General features: G+C 68.4%; 16 protein-coding genes. 4 read left to right on the top strand and 12 right to left on the bottom strand.

Annotated features, from left to right (window positions below; all coding sequences use genetic code 11):
- Positions 1-57: 57 nt before the first annotated feature.
- Genes ACK41C_RS18835 through ACK41C_RS18845 form a run of 3 tightly spaced genes read right to left on the bottom strand, consistent with a single transcriptional unit; the run spans position 58 to position 2,312 of the window.
- On the bottom strand, positions 58-462 hold the full coding sequence (locus ACK41C_RS18835; RefSeq protein ID WP_409657633.1) for a VOC family protein: 405 nt from the start codon (positions 460-462) through the stop codon (positions 58-60).
- 9 nt (positions 463-471) lie between these two features.
- Complete coding sequence (locus tag ACK41C_RS18840; RefSeq protein WP_409657636.1) at positions 472-1,659, bottom strand: NAD(P)/FAD-dependent oxidoreductase; 1,188 nt, start codon at positions 1,657-1,659, stop codon at positions 472-474.
- Positions 1,660-1,667: 8 nt separating this feature from the next.
- The gene (locus tag ACK41C_RS18845; RefSeq protein WP_409657638.1) at positions 1,668-2,312 is read right to left on the bottom strand and encodes a DsbA family protein; all 645 of its coding nucleotides are present in this window, start codon (positions 2,310-2,312) and stop codon (positions 1,668-1,670) included.
- Between the two features lie 227 nt (positions 2,313-2,539).
- Here ACK41C_RS18845 and ACK41C_RS18850 point away from each other — a divergent pair, with 227 nt between their 5' ends.
- Complete coding sequence (locus tag ACK41C_RS18850; protein ID WP_409657641.1) at positions 2,540-3,061, top strand: GNAT family N-acetyltransferase; 522 nt, start codon at positions 2,540-2,542, stop codon at positions 3,059-3,061.
- Positions 3,062-3,113: 52 nt separating this feature from the next.
- Here the strand turns inward: ACK41C_RS18850 and ACK41C_RS18855 are convergent, their stop codons facing one another.
- Positions 3,114-3,734, bottom strand: a complete 621-nt coding sequence (locus ACK41C_RS18855; protein WP_409657644.1) for an FMN-dependent NADH-azoreductase — start codon at positions 3,732-3,734, stop codon at positions 3,114-3,116.
- Between the two features lie 109 nt (positions 3,735-3,843).
- Between ACK41C_RS18855 and ACK41C_RS18860 the strand changes: the two genes are divergently transcribed.
- Positions 3,844-4,764: a LysR substrate-binding domain-containing protein gene (locus ACK41C_RS18860; RefSeq protein WP_409657647.1), complete on the top strand. Its 921-nt coding sequence runs from the start codon at positions 3,844-3,846 to the stop codon at positions 4,762-4,764.
- 60 nt (positions 4,765-4,824) lie between these two features.
- Here ACK41C_RS18860 and ACK41C_RS18865 read toward each other — a convergent pair whose 3' ends face one another.
- The 3 genes from ACK41C_RS18865 to ACK41C_RS18875 form a co-directional block, all read right to left on the bottom strand.
- The gene (locus ACK41C_RS18865; RefSeq protein WP_409657650.1) at positions 4,825-7,710 is read right to left on the bottom strand and encodes a TonB-dependent receptor; all 2,886 of its coding nucleotides are present in this window, start codon (positions 7,708-7,710) and stop codon (positions 4,825-4,827) included.
- A 367-nt stretch (positions 7,711-8,077) separates the two neighbouring features.
- Entirely contained in the window at positions 8,078-8,641 is a 564-nt protein-coding gene (locus ACK41C_RS18870; RefSeq protein WP_409657653.1) for a hypothetical protein, read from the bottom strand.
- Positions 8,642-8,677: 36 nt separating this feature from the next.
- Positions 8,678-12,292, bottom strand: coding sequence for a hydantoinase B/oxoprolinase family protein (locus ACK41C_RS18875; protein ID WP_409657656.1), 3,615 nt, complete (start codon positions 12,290-12,292; stop codon positions 8,678-8,680).
- Between the two features lie 72 nt (positions 12,293-12,364).
- Here ACK41C_RS18875 and ACK41C_RS18880 point away from each other — a divergent pair, with 72 nt between their 5' ends.
- Positions 12,365-13,057, top strand: a complete 693-nt coding sequence (locus ACK41C_RS18880; RefSeq protein WP_409657659.1) for a TerB family tellurite resistance protein — start codon at positions 12,365-12,367, stop codon at positions 13,055-13,057.
- A 107-nt stretch (positions 13,058-13,164) separates the two neighbouring features.
- Entirely contained in the window at positions 13,165-13,461 is a 297-nt protein-coding gene (locus ACK41C_RS18885; RefSeq protein WP_409657661.1) for a hypothetical protein, read from the top strand.
- Between the two features lie 218 nt (positions 13,462-13,679).
- Here the strand turns inward: ACK41C_RS18885 and ACK41C_RS18890 are convergent, their stop codons facing one another.
- The 5 genes from ACK41C_RS18890 to radC all read right to left on the bottom strand — a co-directional run bounded on the left by ACK41C_RS18890 (position 13,680) and on the right by radC (position 17,558).
- Positions 13,680-14,198, bottom strand: coding sequence for a PEPxxWA-CTERM sorting domain-containing protein (locus ACK41C_RS18890; protein ID WP_409657664.1), 519 nt, complete (start codon positions 14,196-14,198; stop codon positions 13,680-13,682).
- Positions 14,199-15,189: 991 nt separating this feature from the next.
- A complete protein-coding gene (locus ACK41C_RS18895; protein ID WP_409657667.1) occupies positions 15,190-15,843 on the bottom strand; it encodes a glutathione S-transferase family protein in 654 nt (217 codons plus the stop codon).
- A complete protein-coding gene (locus tag ACK41C_RS18900) occupies positions 15,840-16,313 on the bottom strand; it encodes an SRPBCC domain-containing protein (RefSeq protein WP_409657670.1) in 474 nt (157 codons plus the stop codon). The genes ACK41C_RS18895 and ACK41C_RS18900 overlap by 4 nt, the downstream gene beginning before the upstream one ends.
- Positions 16,310-16,696, bottom strand: a complete 387-nt coding sequence (locus tag ACK41C_RS18905; protein WP_409657673.1) for an ArsR/SmtB family transcription factor — start codon at positions 16,694-16,696, stop codon at positions 16,310-16,312. Before ACK41C_RS18905 ends, ACK41C_RS18900 begins: the two co-directional genes overlap by 4 nt.
- A gap of 100 nt (positions 16,697-16,796) precedes the next feature.
- A complete protein-coding gene (gene radC / locus ACK41C_RS18910) occupies positions 16,797-17,558 on the bottom strand; it encodes a RadC family protein (RefSeq protein ID WP_409657676.1) in 762 nt (253 codons plus the stop codon).
- Between the last annotated feature and the right edge of the window lie 58 nt (positions 17,559-17,616).

Consider the following 17,616-nt stretch of genomic DNA (forward strand, 5'->3'; position numbering starts at 1 on the left):
TCCGCTCGTTAGCTTTCTGCGACAGAAAGCTTAACAACCGTTGGATCACCAGCCGGTTCAGAGCCGCGGCGCAATCTCATCGTAGCCGCGGTTGAGGAACTGGATCAGGCAGAAGCCGTGGCCGAAGGGATCGGCCAGGACGACGATCTTGCCCCAGACGTCGGTACGGGTCGGAACGTCGACGGTCGCACCGGCGGCGAGCGCGCGGGCCAGCGCCGCCTCCAGGTCGTCGACCACCACGTCCAGGTGCACCGGCGTCCAGTGGCGGGCGTAGGTGCGCGGGGACTCCCCCGCGCCCATCGTCCCCTCGGCCTTCTCCAGCAGGTAGAGCCGGACGGGCAGGCCCGACAACTCCGCGCCGCCGGCTCCGAACCGCCGCGTGACGGTCAGGCCCAGGGCCTCGGTGTAGAAGGCTTCGGCGCGGGGCAGATTTGGCACGTCGATATTGACCAGCAGGTCCATGAGCTCTCCCTACGCGACGGCCTGTCCCGCGCACCAGCCGGAGGACCAGGCCCACTGGAAATTATAGCCGCCCAGCCAGCCGGTGACATCGACGGCTTCGCCGACGAAGTGCAGACCCGGGACCTCCCGCGCCTGAAAGCTGCGGGAATCGAGGGCGCGGGTGTCGACGCCGCCCAGCGTGACCTCGGCGGTGCGATAACCTTCGGAGCCCACCGGCTTCACTCGCCAGGCGTTGGCGGCGGCGTCTAGGCGGGCGATCGCCTTGTCGGAAAGATCGGCGACGTTGCCGCTGGCGCCCCCCGCGTCGGCCAGATGCTGGGCGAGGCGGCGGGGCAGATGGTCCGCCATCACCGTCGCCGGCGCCTGGCGCGGGCGGGTTCGCCGGGCGTCCTTCAGCAGCGCCGAGACGTCGACGCCTGGCGCCATCGAAATGCAGATCTCTTCGCCCTCGCGCCAGTAGGAGGAGATTTGCAGCACCGCCGGCCCGGAGATCCCGCGGTGGGTGAAGAGGATCGCCTCAGCGAAGCGGGTCTTGCCGCAGGCGACGACTGCGCTCTCCACCGCCACGCCGGCCAGGGGCTTCAGGCGCTCCAGCAGACCTGTCTCGAAGGTCAGAGGCACGAGCGCGGCTCGGGTCTCGACCACCGGCACCCCGAAGCGCCGCGCCACGTCATAGGCGAAGCCCGTCGCGCCCATCTTCGGGATGGACTTGCCGCCGGTGGCGACCACCAGGGAGGTGCAGGTCAGCGCCGCACCGTCGGAAAGCCGCAGGCGAAAGCCGGTTTCGGCCTTGTCCAGCTCCGAGACGGAGAGCCCCAGCCGAAGCTCCACCCCGGCGGCCGCCATCTCCGTGAGAAGCATGTCGACGATCTGGCGGGCCGAGCCGTCGCAGAAGAGCTGACCCAGGGTCTTTTCGTGCCAGGCGATCCGATGTCGATCCACCAGGGCGATAAAGTCGTGCTGGGTGTAGCGGGCGAGCGCCGACTTGGCGAAGTGCGGATTAGCCGAGAGGAAGGCGTTCGGCGCGCAATGCAGGTTGGTGAAGTTGCAGCGGCCGCCGCCGGAGATGCGGATCTTCTCGCCCGGCGCCTTGGCGTGGTCGAGAACGAGGACCGAGCGGCCGCGCTTGCCCGCCTCGATGGCGCACATCATGCCGGCCGCGCCCGCGCCGATCACCACCACGTCGAAGGCTTGCACGGCGGGCTTCAGGCCTCGGCCGGCGCGGCGCCGAGCCAGGCGCGCAAGGTGGGCAGAACGACCTCGGCCGGCTGGTAGCCGCGTGTGACCACGCCGTAGGTCCCATCAGGGCCGGGCCCGCCGACCAGGGTGGGAAAGCCGGTGACGCCGGCCCTCTGGGAAACCCCGTAGTCGCCCCAAGTCTCGTGCTTCAGCGCTTCGCTGTCGAGCGCCGCGAGGAAGGCCGCGCCGTCTTCGCCCGCATCGGCGATCAGGCCGGCCAGCACCTGCGGATCGGTGACGTCCTGGGCCTGCGCGTAAAACGCCTGGTGCAGGCGCGCCAGCAGGGCGAGGGCCTTCTCGGAGTCCTGCTGGCGCATCCAGACCACGGCCCGGGCGGCCGGATCGGTGTCGTAGACGAAGCCCTCGGGCTCCAGAACGGCCGGATCGAAGGGCAGGCCGGTGGCCTCGGTCACATGGGTCCAGTGCCCGGCGATCTCGGCCTTGGCCTTGGGGGTCATCGGCTCTTCCGTGCCGGGCCGCAGGCCGCCCATGACCAGGCGGATCGGCAGGCTGCGGCCGAACTCGCGCCGGATCGCAGCGATCACCGGCGAGAAGCCGTAGCACCATGAGCACATCGGGTCGGCGAAATAGATCAGGTGAGGGGCTTGCACGTCGGCGCTCCGGGGCGTGGCCCTTAGATGTGCGCCTTTCGGGCTTCGGGCGCCAGCCTTGCATCCACGGGCCAGGGCGCTACCGTGGCTGCAGCAAGACGCGGGCGAGGCTCGTGCAACCGGAGCGGACGATCCTTGAGAGGCTGAGACGGGACATCCCGCGAAAGCTCGAACACCGGCGGAGGCGATCTCCGCCGAAGGATTTATCCGTTGTCCGGAAGACTTACATGACCTGCTTCGACGGCCTGGCCCTGCGGCCGGCCCACATTTCCGAAATCGAACTCGTGCGCGAGATCGAGCGCGCCTCGGCCCAGCGGTTCGTCGGGACCGACCGTGTGGCGCTGGCCGATGACGAACCGACCGACGCCGAAACCCTGGCGCGCCGGGTCGGCGAAGGCGGCCTGCTTGTCGCCAGCGAAACCGGAGCGCCGGTGGCCTTCGTCATGTTCCGCGAGGTCGAGGCCTGCGGCTATATCGAGCAGATCGATGTCCTGCCCGCCCATGCCGGGCGACGGATCGGGGCGGCCCTGATCGACGCCGTGGCGGACGAGGGGCGTCAGCGCGGCTGGACGACCTTGACGCTCTCGACCTTCAAGGATGTGCCCTGGAACGCGCCCTACTACCGGCGCCTGGGGTTCGTGGACATCGCCGAGGCGGCCTTGACGCCTGGCTTGTTGGCCATTCGTGAGGCGCATCTGGCGCGGGGGCTGGATGAGAGTTCGCGCGTGTTCCTGCGGCGGGCGCTCTAGGCGAGCCGCCCCTCCGGCGGGGTGTGTGCGGATCGCCGGAGGGGCTTCGCCCTCACGCCGCGAGCGGCAGGGCGAGCTGGGAGAGTTCCGCGCGGGCGCCGGCGATGGCGGCTTCGCGCGCGTCGGGCCCGAAGCCGATCTTCTCGGCGCGGACGAAAGTGACGTCGGTGAGGCCGATGAAGCCCAGGAGCTGGCGCAGATAGGGTTCCTGGAAGTCGATGGCCTGGGCCGGCCCCTCGCTGTAGAGGCCGCCTCTGGCCTCGATCACGATCACCTTCTTGCCCTTCAGCAGGCCTTCGGGGCCAGCCTCGGAGTAGCGGAAGGTGACGCCGGCCCGCAGGACGTGGTCGAACCAGGCCTTCAGGGTGGAAGGCAGCCCGAAATTATACATGGGCGCGCCGATGACGATGGTGTCGGCGTCGCGCAGCTCGGCGATCAGCGCGTCGGAAAGGTCGCGGGCGGCGATCTCGGCAGGGGTCGTGGCGTTGGGCGTGCGCACGCCGGCCATGCCTTCGGGCGACAGGTGCGGCGGCGGATCGGCGGCCAAGTCACGCTCGACGATGCGGGCGGCCGGGTCCCGGCGACGAATTTCCGTGATCGCATCGGCGGTCAGAAGGCGGGTGACGGAGGTCGCGCCGCCAGCGCTGGAATGAAGGACGAGGACGTTGGACATGGGCCCCTCCAGGGCGTGGAATTGTTCGACGCCCTGGAAGTTGGTGGCTCCCAATCCGCAACAGTAGCCCCTATATCTGCACCAGATTGTTGCGCGGACAGGAACGTATATGTTCGAGCTTGACGACTTGAGAGCCTTCGTTGCGGTGGTGGAGGACGGAGGGTTCGGCGCCGCCGGGCGGCGGCTGGGGCTGTCGAAGTCCATGGTCAGCCGCCGGGTGGCGCGGCTGGAGGCCGAACTTGGCGCCCGGCTCCTCTCGCGCACCACCCGCGGGGTGACCGCGACCGAGGCGGGGCTGGCCTTCCAGGTCCATGCCCAGCGGGTTCTCGCCGAGCTGGAGGCGGCGCGCGAGGCGGTGGGGCAGGACGGCGAGGCGTTGACCGGCTCGCTCCGGGTGGCTGCGCCGCTGTCCTTCGGCCTCCTGCACCTGGCGCCGCTGCTGGCGGAATTCGCGGCGGCGCATCCAAAACTCACCGTCGAGACCAGCTATTCCGACCGCAAAGTCGACCTGGTGGGCGAGCGCTACGACCTGGCGGTGAGGCTGTCCGTCCTGGAGGATTCCAGCCTGATCGCCCGAAAGATCGCTCCGATCTATGGCGGCCTGTTCGCCAGCCCCGGCTATCTCGAAAAGCATGGGGCGCCGTCGGATCTGGCCGATCTCGCCCGGCGCGATGCGGTCGCCCAAAGCGGCGATGCCTGGCGCCTGCAGAAGGACGGCAAGATCGTCACCGTGCGGCCGAACGCACGCTTCCGGGCCGACAATGGCCAGGCGCTGGTGGAGGCCGCCGTGGCCGGGCTGGGGATCGCCTATCTGCCCACCTTCCTCGCCGGCCCGGAGATCGAGCAGGGCCGCCTGGTCGGGGTGCTCGGCGAATACAATCTGTCGGAAGCGGGGCTCTATGTCGTGCGGCCGCCGCCGCGGGAGCCGGCTCCGCGCAAGGTCCGCGCCCTGACCGATCTCCTGGTGGAGCGGTTCGGGGGCGAGCCCTACTGGGACGCCTGCCAGATGCATCGCCGCGCCGCCGCATGACCAAAAAAGAAGGGCGGCTTCCGGAGAAGCCGCCCGAAGTCCGCTAGAGGGGGAGGACCTCTAGAATCTCTTGGTCACGCCCAGCTTGTAGTAGCGGCCAAGCGGATTGGCGGTGAACGGGTCGTAGCTGAGGTCCAGCCGCGCGAACGGCGGATCGGTGTCCAGCACGTTGATCACCGAGGCCGTCACCGTGGTGTCCCAGGGCAGGAACACGCGATAGGCCAGGTCGTGGGTGATGAAGGCGTCGATCTTGCGGCCGCGCTGGTTGGTTGCAAAGGTCGAGGTCCCGCCGCGGGTGTCGATCATGTTGTCGACATAGCGGACGGTCCACCGCAGGTTATGGATGTCCCGGGCGTATTCGGCGAAGGCCGTGGCCTTCCACTGCGGCTGGGAGCCGTAGCCCAGATAGTCCATCGTGCCGGTGTAGTCGGTCTCGGGCGCCACCACGATGCCCTCGATCCGCGTCTCGTCGACCACGAACTCGAGGACGTAGGTCAGGTCCAAGCCGAAGTTCATCGACCCGCCGGCCACGTCGCGGGCGCGGTAGCTGGCCGAGAAGTCCAGGCCGCTGGTCTGGATGTCCGGGCCGTTCACATAGTTGATGCGCACCCGGTTGATCGTCGAGGCCGAGCAGGCGCCGGTGAAGGTCACCCGCGCCAGCAGGGCGGCGTAAGCCGAGTTGGCGCAGTTGTTGGCCCCCGCCGCCCCGTTCGGGAACAGGGCGTTCAGGATGTCCGACCCGGCCTCGTTGTCGATCGGGCCCTTGAAGTTGAAGCGCCAGTAGTCGAGCGAGGCCCGGAAGTCGCCGAAGTCGAACAGCGCGCCGAGGTTGAAGGTGTCGGCCTTCTCCGGCTTCAGGTTCGGGTTGCCCCACAGGTCGTAGGCCCGATAACCGGCCGCCAGCGTGGTGTAGGCCAGGTTGGTGGTGGCGCTGGGCGCGATCTGGGTCTGGGGCGGGGCGCGGAAGGTTGAGCCCGCCGAGGCGCGGAAGGCGAGCCAGTCGGTGACCGTCCACTTCAGGGCCACCTTCGGGTTGGTGGTCGCCCCGATATTGCCGCCGTAGTCCTCATGCCGCACGGCGAGCGTGGCGGTGAGGTTCTCGGTCAGCGGGGCCTGCAGTTCGCCGAACAGAGCCACGACGGAGTAGTCGAGGTCATAGTCGGGCAAGGCGCCGAAGAAGGTGAAGGGTCCGTTCCGCGCCACGCAGGTCGCCGCCGGGTTGACCGAGGAGTCCGGGCAGGGGCTGACGGCGATGTTGGTGAAGTCGTTGTTCTGCCGCTCGATGCCGCTCCAGCGGTACTGGGTCCCCGCCGCCCAGGCGAACTCGCCCGCGCCGAAGTCGATCGGCAGCCGGCCGTTGAAGACCAGGTCGGCCGAGAACATCTGCGAGCGAATCTCGTAGGCGTACTCGTCGAAGATGTAGTCCAACACCTCGAGCGAATTGGCCGTGGAGGCGACGTAGTTCGGGTTGGTGCGGCCGTCGACGGCGTTGGCGGCCACGCCCGTCGAGAACGGGTTGAACCACAGACAGCCGTTCTGGCCGGCGACCGTGCCGGTGCAGTTGAAGCCGCCAAAGCCCGTGAGGGCGCGCTGCAGGCGGCCGACCAGCACGTCGGGCGTGGCGATGTCGCTGGTGTTGTCCATGTAGGTGACGGCCGCGTCCCAGCCGATGCCGCCACCGAAGTCGAATTCGCCCTTCAGCCCCGCCGACACGCGATAGGCGTCGAACCGGCGCTTGTCCTTCTTGCCCTTGCCGCCGAACAGCGGGTTGCCGCCGGCGCCGAGCGGACGCCAGGCGACGGAAGTGAAGACGCCGCTGCCTGCGGCGGCCGCCTGGGCCGGTGTCATCAGGCCGGAGGCGAGGAGGGCCTGAAGGCCGGGGTTCTGCGCCGGGATGAAGAAGCCGTTGCCCTGGATCTTTCCGGTGAGGGCGGAGGACGGGAAGTTGTTCGGCGGATAGGCCGGCGAGGAGGCTTCGTCGTTCACCTCATGGCCGGCGAACAGCACCTCGGCGTGGAACTTGGTCTTCTCCGTCAGGTCGAAATTGACCTGGCCGAAGATCTGCCAGTGATCCTCGTTCTCGATCAGGTTGTTGAAGCCGATGTACTGGAACTGGCAGCCGGTGGCGCTGAGCGGGCCGGAAATGGCGCCGCAGCCTGGATCGACAAACGGCGAGGTGAAGGTCACGCCGCCGTTGCCGCTGAGCAGATAGGTGCCTGGATTGCCGAAGGTGGACCAGCCGCCCTGCGGGTTGTCGGCGAACTCGCGCACGGCGAAGTCGCGCTCGACCGTCGGCAGGTTGGAGCGGTGGCGCCAGCCGGCGGTCAGCAGCAAGTCGCCGCGGTCGCCGACGAAGCCGTAGGCCAGGTTCAGGCTGTATTCGCCGTCGGAGCCCGGGATGTGCGAATAGTTGGCCGAGGCTTCCAGCCCGCGCAGGTTCGTGCGGGTGATAAAGTTCACCACCCCGCCGATGGCGTCGGACCCGTAGGTGGCGGCCGCCCCGTCCTTCAGGACTTCGATGCGGCCGATGGCGGCCGTGGGGATCAGGTTGGTGTCCACATAAATGGTGCCCGGCGCGATCGCCATGCGGCGGCCGTTCATCAGCACCAGGGTCCGCTCGGCGCCCAGGCCGCGCAGGTTGATATTGCCCGCGCCGGTGGTCTGGCCGGCGCCGTACTGATTGGTTTCGCCGACCGCGCCGGACACCGCCGGGATCGACTTGATGAGGTCGACGGTCGAGGGCGTGCCCTGCTTCTGCATCTCGTCGGCGCCGATGACGTTGACCGGCAGGGCGGCGTCTTCGGGCGTGCCGGCGATGAAAGAGCCGGTGACGATGACTTCCGCGACTTCCGCCACATCTTCTTGAGCGTATGCCGGAGCGCCGAGGCCGACGGCGGCGAGGAGCGCCAGGGAGGAGGCGCCGGCCAGATATCCGGTATGCTTCATGCGTTTCCCCTTAATGAATATAACGACGTTACCGATCAAATTGGATCGGCCGCGCCGCCAAGAGGGGAGGATTGAGACAAGAAAACAAGAACAAACCGATTGATGTTTATCACTCGGCTGTCAAAAGTTGATCGCAAGGGGCTTTATAGCGCCCGCCGTGGCCGCGATTATTTTTGAACATGTCGCCAAAATGTAAGGTAAATAACATAGATATACCGGAATAATCCTTTGCGAACAGTCGTTTGAATTTTGACCCGTTCGTCAATATCGCGGCGCGTGTTCGGCTGTCGCGCGAACGCCACAGCGCGCCGAAAAATCCATCTTTTATAGGGTTTGGTATGGAGAGAGGCCGTCGCCGGCCGTCGGCTCAGCTCTCCGGCGTCGCCGAGTCGGGGCTTTCGGCGAGCGGGTCGAATGCGACGCCCAGCAGCTTGGCGCGGGTCTCCAGCGACTCCGCCGTCGGCGCGCAGCGCGCCGGCAGGGTCCAGCTCATCCATTCCTGGGCCAGCCGCGCCTTCGGGAGGTTCGGAGCCGCCGACCAGGTGTTGCGGCCCTTGCGCAGGGCCTCGGCGCCGATCGGAGCGATGGGACGGGGCGAGGCCTTCTCCGCCGCTTCGATGGCGCGGGCGAAGAGCTTCAGGTTGGCGCGGCCTTCCTTCTCGATGTCGTCATAGATCTTCAGATCCTGAGCCAGCGTCCGGCCGGGGGCGCGGAAGGCGGCCTCGATGCGGCGGACCTCCGGCATCACCTGCGGCTTCAGGTCGAGATAGCCCGCGAGCGCGCCGTAGCACCAGGACACCAGGCCGTAGTCGTCCCGCGGCGCGCCGGTGGGGAAGGGCGTCTCGTCGACGGCGGCCGGGGCGTCCTGCACGGCTTCGGCGGCGGGCGCGTCCTGGGCGAGGAGGGCGAGAGCGATCAGCAGGGCGGACATGGAACCTCTTGGTCGACTGGGGTCGCGATAGGCAGATCAGGACGCCGCCGGGCCGAACCCCCCGCCCCCCGGGGTCTCGATCTCGATGGCGTCGCCGGGCTGCGCCTCGATCGAGAAGCAGCCGGGCAAATCCTTAGACTCGCCGTCGCGTGCGAGCAAACGCTGACGGCCGGGCAGGCCGGGCGAGCCGCCCGCCAACCCCTGGGGCGCATGCTCGCGACGGGTGGACAGCAGAGCGGCCTGCAAGGGCGCGAGGAAGCGGATTCGCCGCACTGCGCCGTCGCCGCCGGCCTGTGCGCCCGCGCCGCCGGAGCCGCGGCGGATGGCGAAGCGCTCCACGCGCACCGGAAAACGCCGCTCCAGGATTTCCGGGTCGGTCAGGCGGGAATTGGTCATGTGGGTGTGGACCGCGGAGGTCCCCGACTGCTTCGCCGTCGCGCCCGCGCCGCCGCAGAGGGTTTCGTAGTACTGGCGGGCCTCGTCGCCGAAGGTGAAGTTGTTCATCGTGCCCTGGGCGTTGGCCAACACGCCCAGCGCCGCATAGAGCGCGTCGACCACGTGCTGGCTGGTCTCCACATTGCCCGCCACCACCGCGGCGGGCGGCCTCGGCGCAAGCATCGACCCCGGCCGGGTGAGGATCTTGAGCGGCTCCAGGCAGCCGGCGTTCAGCGGAATGTCATCGTCCACCAGGGTCCTGAAAACGTAAAGCGCCGCGGCGTCGACGATGGCCGAAGGCGCGTTGAAGTTCGACGGCAGCTGTCCGGAGGAGGCGGTGAAGTCGAGCGTCGCCTCACCCGCGGCGGCGTCGACCGTCGTGCGCACCACGATCTCCCCGCCGCCATCCATCGGAACGCGGGCCTCCCCGTCGGAAAGCCGGCCGATGGCGCGGCGCACGGCCGCGGCGGCGTTCTGCTGGACGAAGGCCATGTAGGCGGCGACGGCCTGGGCGCCATGGGTCTCGATCATGGTCCGCACCGCCTCGGCTCCAGCCTGGCACGCCGCGATCTGGGCCTTCAGGTCGGCAAGGTTGCGCTCCGGCGCCCGGGCGGGCCAGGGGCCGGAGGCCAGGGCCCCGCGCACCTCCGCTTCCAGGAACATGCCTCGACGCATGATCGGCAAGGCGTCGAACAGCACGCCTTCCTCGTCCAGCGTGCGCGAGAACGGCGGCATGGAGCCGGGCTGGATCCCGCCGACATCGGCATGGTGCCCGCGCGCGGCGACATAAAAGGCCGCGGTGGCGTCATCGTGGCCCATGAACACCGGCATGACCACGGTGATGTCCGGCAGGTGCGTGCCGCCGGCATATGGGTTGTTCAGCGCGAAGGCGTCGCCGGGCGCGAGGTTCGCGTGCCGGTCGCGCACGGCCCGCACACTGGCGCCCATGGAGCCCAGGTGCACGGGCATGTGCGGGGCGTTGGCCACGAGGCCGCCGTCGGCGTCGAAGAGGGCGCAGGAGAAGTCCAGCCGCTCCTTGATGTTCACCGAGTGCGCCGTGCGCTCCAGGGCCGCGCCCATCGCCTCGGCCACGCCCATGAAGCGCTTGTTGAAGAGTTCCAGGGTCACGGGATCGGGCTTGGAGAGGTCGAGCGCCTGGGCCTTCGCCGCGCCGTCGCGGGCGAGCACGATCAGCCCGTCCTCCGCGGCCCGGGCCGTCCAGCCCGGCGAGAGGGCGATCTGGGTGTCGGGGCGGACGATAAGCGCCGGGCCGGCGATCTCCCTCAGGTCCTCGGCGGCTATGACTGGGGTCTCGTGAAACCCGCCGCGGAAGAAGATGCGAACCCGCTCATCCCGGCGAAGGCCAGGATCCAGATCGTAGGGCTGTGCGCCTGCGGTCTTCGCGTCCACTTCGGCGGCGACGTCTGGGCCCCGACCTTCGCCGGGGTGGGCGGTGGTGCTCACGGCCTCCGCCTCCACCGAACCGATGACGATCGGAACGGCCGGCTCCACGAACCCGAACAGGCGGCGGTGGGCGGCTTCGAAGGCCGCCTTCACTTCGGCGAGCGGACCGGGCGGGACGGGCAGTTCGGCGTCGGCGCCCTCATAGCGCAGGCGCAGGGTCCGGCGGACGGCGGCGGCCTCGGCCCCCTGTTCGGCCAGCCCTTCCTGAGCAGCGGCTTCGACGGCTTCGAGCAACGCCTCGGCGCTGGCGAGACCGGTTTCGTCCAATCGCGCCTCCAGCCCCGCCTGGCGAAGGGCCGAAATCTCGGCCTGGCCGATGCCGTAGGCCGAGAGCACGCTGGCGTAGCGGGGACAGAGCACGCGGGAGACCCCCAGCGCCTCGGCCACCTCGCAGGCCACCTGGCCCGCAGCGCCCCCGAAGGCGGTCAGGGCGTGGTCGCGGGGGTCGAAACCGCGCTCGGTGGAGATGCGCTCGGTGGCCCGGGCCATCTGCTCCACCGCGATGGCGACGAAGCCCTCGGCGGCCGTTTCCGGGCTTTGCGCACCCATCGCCTCGGCCAGGTCGGCAAGCGCCCGCCGGGCGGCGGCGACATCGAGCGGCGCGTCGCCCCGCGGCCCGAACACCTTCGGGAAGAACCGCGGATCGAGCCGGCCAAGCACCAGATTGGCGTCGGTCACCGTCGCGGGTCCCCCGCGGCCATAGGCGGCGGGGCCGGGATCGGCGCCGGCGCTATGCGGCCCCACCCGGGCCCGCAGGCCGTCGAAGAAGAGGATCGAGCCGCCGCCGGCGGCCACCGTCTCCACGTCCAGCATCGGGCTGCGCAGCTTCACCCCGGCCACGCGCGCGGAATCCCGCCGCTCCAGCACGCCCGCATAGCGGCAGACGTCGGTGGAGGTGCCGCCCATGTCGAAGCCCAGCGCCTGGGGCTCGCCCGCGGCCTGGGCGGTGCGCGCCACGCCGACCACGCCCCCGGCCGGCCCCGACACCACGGCGTCGCGGCCGCGGAACGCCTGGGCCTTCACCAGCCCGCCGGCCGAGGTCATGAAGTAGAGCGGCGCCCCGGCCACGGCGGCCTCCACCCGGGCGACATAGGCCTGCAGGACCGGCGTCAGATAGGCGTCCGCCACGGTGGTTTCGGCGCGGGGGATGAAGCGGGGCAGGGGCGAGACCTGGTGGCTCAGGGCCACGAATTCAAAGCCTGCGGCGCGGGCCAGCTCCCCGGCGGCCAGTTCGTGGACGGGATTGAGGTCGGCGTGCAGGAAGGCGATGGCGACCGAGGTGCAGCCGGCCGCCCGCGCCTTGGAAAGCGCGGCGGATAACGCCACCGCGTCCAGCGGAGCGACCACCGCGCCGTCGGCGGCCAGGCGCTCGCGCGCTTCCACCACCTGCGTATAGAGAGGCTCCGGCCGGGCGATCTCCAGGGCGAAGAGGTCGGGGCGAGCCTGATCGCCGATGACGAGCGCGTCGGCGAAGCCCTCGGTGGTGACCAGAAGGGTCGGCGCGCCGCGCCGCTCCAGAAGGGCATTGGTGGCCACCGTGGTGCCCATCTTGATCGCCTGCACGCGGCTGGCGGGGAAGGGGGCGCCCAGCTCCGCACCCAGGATGCGCCGCATGGCTTCTACGGCTGCGTCCTCATAGGCCGGAGAGGCGGAGGGGAGCTTCAGCGAGATCCGTTCGCCGTCCGTCGATAGGCCGATCACGTCGGTGAAGGTCCCGCCGCGGTCGATCCAGAAGCTCCAGTTCCTGTCCAAACCTTAACCTTCCGATGGCCAGATGCGGATTGTCAGGACCCGGCTGGACCCTTAAGGCTTTCGCTTACTCCCATGAGCTTCTGGCGCAAAATTGCAGGTCTGGCGGTTCGGCGGCCCGACGCATGCGAATGCGACTGCCCCGACGTGCGTCCGGGGGAGGATCCGGCCTTCTCCACGGCGGTGACGGCGCTGGGCGCCAAGCTCGCCAAGGCGGACGGCCGCGCTAGCGTGGGCGAGTTCGACACCTTCGCCCAGGTCTTCCAGCCCGATGCCGCCTCGGAGCGGAACATCCACCGGCTCTACGACCTCGCCCGTCAGACCACGCGGGGCTACGAAAGCTATGCGCGCCAGCTCGCCAAGCGCTACGCTCACTGCCCCACCTTGCTGGAGGACGTGCTGGACGGCCTCTTCCATATCGCCGCCTCGGACGGCGCGGTCTCGGCCGACGAACTGGCCTATCTGGAGCGGGTCGCCGAGCTTTTCGGATTCTCGCCGCTCGTCTTCCGGCGGCTGAAGGCCACCCATCTGGGCGTGGCGCAGGACGATCCCTATGCGGTGCTCGGCGTCGCCCACGACGCCTCCGACGAGGCTGTGCGCGCCGCCTGGAAGGCCGCGCTCTCCGAAGCTCATCCGGACCGCGCCCGGGCGCGCGGCCTGCCGTCGGAGTTCATCGAGGTGGCCGAGGCCAAGGCCGCGGCCATCAACGCGGCCTTCGATGCGGTGATGCGCGAGCGACGGGCGATGGCGCTCGCGGGGGCGGCATAAGTGCGCCACATTGTCGTGATGGCCTCGCTTTGAGTTGACGCGCGGGATCGCCCGCACGACATTTTCGTTCCAGAAGCCGTCAGAAGACGGCGCTTTCGAGGAAACCCATGGTCCGGGAATTCGCCCAGAAGCACGGTTCGGCCCTGCGCAGCCTGTCGATGGTGGGCGGCGCGCTCGCGACGGCGGCCGCGGTGGCGATCGGCGCGGTGCTGGCGGTGTTCTTCGCGGCGACCGTGGTGGTGATCGCGGTCATGGCCTCGGTGCTGCTGGGCCTGGCGGGCCTCGCCCTGCGCGCCAAGCGCGCACGCGCGCGCGCCTCCTCGGTGCGCGAAGATGGCGTCATCGAAGCCCGCCACCTGGGCGGCCACCACTGGGTCGCCTACGGCTGGAACGAGCGGCGGTAGGCGGCGCGGCCTCGTCCTCAGTCAAGCCCCCTGGAGGCTCGAGCCTAAGTTGAACCTGAAGCGGCTAAGCTTCGGAAGAACTTTCCAGAGATGTCGCCCGCGGTGACCATGAAAGGTGAGCGTCTGCTCACCGGCGTGGACCAAACACCGTTCTCGTCTATTGCGGGAAATACGTCCGGCGAGAAAGCAGCCCTTGGGCAGGCGCACGACGCAGGGCTTTAGGCCAGCGCCAAACGCCTATGGCGAAGCGCCCCTCCGACGGCCATGAAGCCCACGATCAGGAGGCCCCAGGTGGCGGGCTCGGGTACGGCCGTCATCCAGGTCCGGAAGTTCAAATCGATGTGGCCGAAGTCGTAGATCACGCCATCGTCCTCCCAGAAGGCGCTTCCGCCAGCGTAGCCGTTTGTGTTTCCTCCACCGGACAAGCTGAAGTTGTTCAGGTTTGTCCAGCTCTGGACGCAATAGTACGTCGGGCAAGCTTCGACCGACATGCGCCACGTCAGCAGCGTTCCGGCGGTAGCGAAGATGTTCTGTGCTGAGAAGTCGAACGCCGTCACGCCCAGCTGCGTGATGTCGTTAGCGCTCTTTGTGATCGAGCCCAGCACCTGGTCCCCCGGGCCGTAAGCCGTTCCGCCGCCCAGGATCGTAAGCGTAACATCGAAGGAGAACGGCGGGCCGCCCGTGTACCAAACACCATCGTCGGAGTACCCGGAGCCCCCCAGGGTAAACAGATCCACCTGCGCTAGTCTTCCGCTCTGCCCCACGGTCCAGGTCTGGTACGCGTAGCTCGCACCGACCGCCTCTGGCGCGACATGGACCGACTGCGCCCCTAACCCGGTCCCACCACCACTGAGCGTTCCGACCAGCAGATTGTCGACGTCGATTGAGGCCGCCGAAGCTGACGTCGCAGCAAGGCCAAGCGCCGCTAGCGCAATGCAACACTTCTTCATGAAAGTCCCCTAGAACAGCTTAACCATAGGCTGTTGCCCAGCCGGCTCGCAACCGTTTCCCCCTGCGCGCGAGTATTGCTCTCCCGCGAACCGAGCGGCCCGAACCGGTTATCCAGGGCGTTCGACGCACCGTCGCCGCGGCGGAAGACAATGCGCCGTCCAATTCCTTGTGTTGGTCTATCCCGCGAACCGCGCACCGCCCAGTGAACGGCCGCGACGGACGATTTCGAGCACGGGCGGAGACCGCCTGCCGGCAGGAACCCAAAGATGGAGTTCGACCCTTCAGGAGACACTGAGCCAACGTGACTAGCGCGCGCCACGAACCGAACCGGAAACTTGACAGTTTCGCATAAAACGCTCGATCCGTCAGGTTCTGAGAGCTTCAACTGAAACTTCGTCGTCAAATTACGAGCAGCCTCGCCAAAGCCGCTTCCAAGATTGTAGACGAGGACTTTAGGTCATAGCCAAGCTGAATGACCCTCGACTTCGTTTTGCGTCTGCGCGGCTCCGTCGTTCTTGGCGCGGGTAGCACCAAGCCACACGACGAAGAGTCCTGGACGCTACCTGAAGCTGATCCCTTTCGTGATAAGTGGAAACGCGTTGGTGCTTCGCACTGACGATCATGAAAGCTTCAATCGAGCACGGTGTGCCTGTGGACCCGGTTGGGTTGAGCCGGGGGATGTAGAAGGCGTCCTCTAGGTTTGCTGCCCACCCCAGCGCCAATATTTTTCCGCCTTGGCTTCACCAATGTACTCGTCGCCCGCCGACGAGGCGCGCCTCAATCCCGGTCCGGCGCGCCCAGCGGGAAGTAGTGGCGGAAGCGCCGGGCCTCATCCACGGCGCGGGCGAAGGACGGCCGCTGCAGCAGCCGCGTGCGGTAGGCTAGGAGATGGCCGTACTGCTCGGGGATCTTGTGCGTCCAGTCGGCGTAGAACAGCGAGGGGGCGGCGGCGCAGTCGGCGAGCGTGAAGGTCTCGCCCGCCGCCCAGGTGCGGCCCTGCAGGCGCTGGTCGAGCCAAGCGTAGCTGGTGTCCAGCATCCTGCGCGCCTCCTCGACGCCATAGGGATCGCGGTTGTCGGGCTCGCGCAGGGCGTCGAACACGAACTTGCCCTGGGGCGTCATGACATAGTTGTCGAAGACACGGTCCATCATCCGCGCCTCGAGGGCGAGGTCTGGGTCGTCGGGGATCAGCTTCACCGGCCCGGGATGACGGATCTGGAGGTATTCGATGATCGTGGTGGCCTCCAGCACCACACGCCCGTCCTCACGCAGGATCGGGAAGCGCTTCATGGGCCAGAGGGCGGCGAGCTCCTCGCCGACGCCGGGCTCCTCCAGCATGCGGTAGGTGAAGGCGACGTCGTTCTCGTAGAAGGCGATCAGCGCCTTCTGGCAGTAGGACGAGAAGGGGTGGGCGAAGAGTTCGAGGCTCATGCGAAAGCCTCGGCTTCGCGGCCTTCGAGCAGGGCGGCAAGGTTGTCGATGTGCCAGGCCGTGCCGTGCTCGCGGCCCTTCACGGCCTCGACGCCGCCGGTGAGGTAGGAGCCCTGCTCGGTGTGGATCAGACGGGTCTTCTCGCCTTCCGCGCGCAGCTCCAGGGTCAGCAGGGAGACCGACAGCTTCTCGCCGTTGTGGAACATGTCGTAGACGAGGATGATCCGCTCGTTCTCTGCGATGTCGTGATAGACGGCCTGGAAGTCGGTGACCTTGCCGTCGGGCCAACGGGCGTGGAACCGCTCCTTGCCGCCCACGCGGAAGTCGAAATCGCGGTTCAGGGTCTCGACCTCGGACGGCGCCTTGAACCAGGCGCCCTTGGCCTCCAGGCTCGCATAGGCTGCAAAGACCCGCGCAGGCGAGGCGTTCAGCACCCGCTCGATGGTGAACATGGCGTTGGTGATAGTCATCGGTCGTTCTCCTTGGGCGGGTTAGGCGCGGTCTCGTTCGGGGCGGTCTCGTTCGGGGCGGTTTGGGCCAGATAGGCCTCGAGCTGGTCGTACTGCTGCTCCCAGAACCGCTTGCGTTCGGCGATCCAGCGCTCGACTCGGGTCATAGCCCCGACATCCAGGGTGCAGGTGCGCACGCGGCCCACCTTCTGGCTCTTCACCAGCCCCGCCTCCTCCAGGACCTTCAGGTGCTGGACCACCGCCGAAAGCGTCATGGGCAGAGGCTTGGCCAGTTCGCTGACCGAGGCGGGGCCGAAGCTCAGGCGCTCCACCATGGCCCGGCGTCCGGGATCGGACAGGGCCTGGAAGGCGAGGTCGAGTGGGGCGGGCTGATACTGTATCATTTACTTAAGTGTTTATCGGAAGTGCACCGATGTCAACCAGGCTCGTGAATCGGGGGAGGCTGCTTACCGCCGAGCGGGGCTCGGACGTCCGATTAACGCCTCAGAACAGCCCGAGCGCCTTGAAGCTGGCCACGCCGTCGCGGCCCACCACCAGATGGTCGTGCACGGTGAGGCGCAGGGCGCGGGCCGCCTCGACGATCTCCCGCGTCATGGCCACATCGGCGGAGGAGGGCGTCGGATCGCCGGAGGGGTGATTGTGCACCAAGATCAATGCGCTGGCGGAGAGCTCCAGGGCGCGGCGGGCGACCTCCCGGGGATAGACCGGAGCATGATCCACGGTGCCGTGGCCCATCACCTCGTCGGCGATCAGCTGGTTCTTCTTGTCGAGGAAGAGCACCCGAAACTGCTCCCGCGGCTCGTGCGCGAGGGCGAGCTTCACATAGTCGAGCAACTGGCTCCACGAGGTGATCACCGTGCGCCGCTCCACGCCGGCGCGCGACAGGCGCAGCGCCGTCTCCTGCAGGAGCTTCAGGTCGAGCGCTACGGCCTCGCCCACGCCCGGCACGCTCTTCAGCTCCGGGATCGAGGCCGCCAGCACGGCGGGTAGGGATCCGAAGCGGGCGATCAGCGCCTTGGCCAGGGGCTTCACATCGCCGCGGGGGATCGAACGGAAAAGCTGTAGTTCCAGGAGCTCATAGTCGGGAAGGGCCGGCAGGCTCTGGGCGGCCCGCTCGCGCAGCCGTTCGCGATGGCCCGTATAGTGCGGCGCTTTCTCGGCCTTGGGCTTGGCGGCGCGGCGGCTCCGAGCCGGTGCGGCCTGCCAGAGCTCGGGCTGAAAGGCTTCCTGGAGATCCTGCGGCATGGCCGCAGTGTTCCCCATATGTTCGTAGTTGGCAAGGCGGCCGCGAAGGCCGCCCGCC

Source organism: Phenylobacterium sp., assembly GCF_046290725.1.
In the GTDB taxonomy this organism is placed as follows: domain Bacteria; phylum Pseudomonadota; class Alphaproteobacteria; order Caulobacterales; family Caulobacteraceae; genus Phenylobacterium.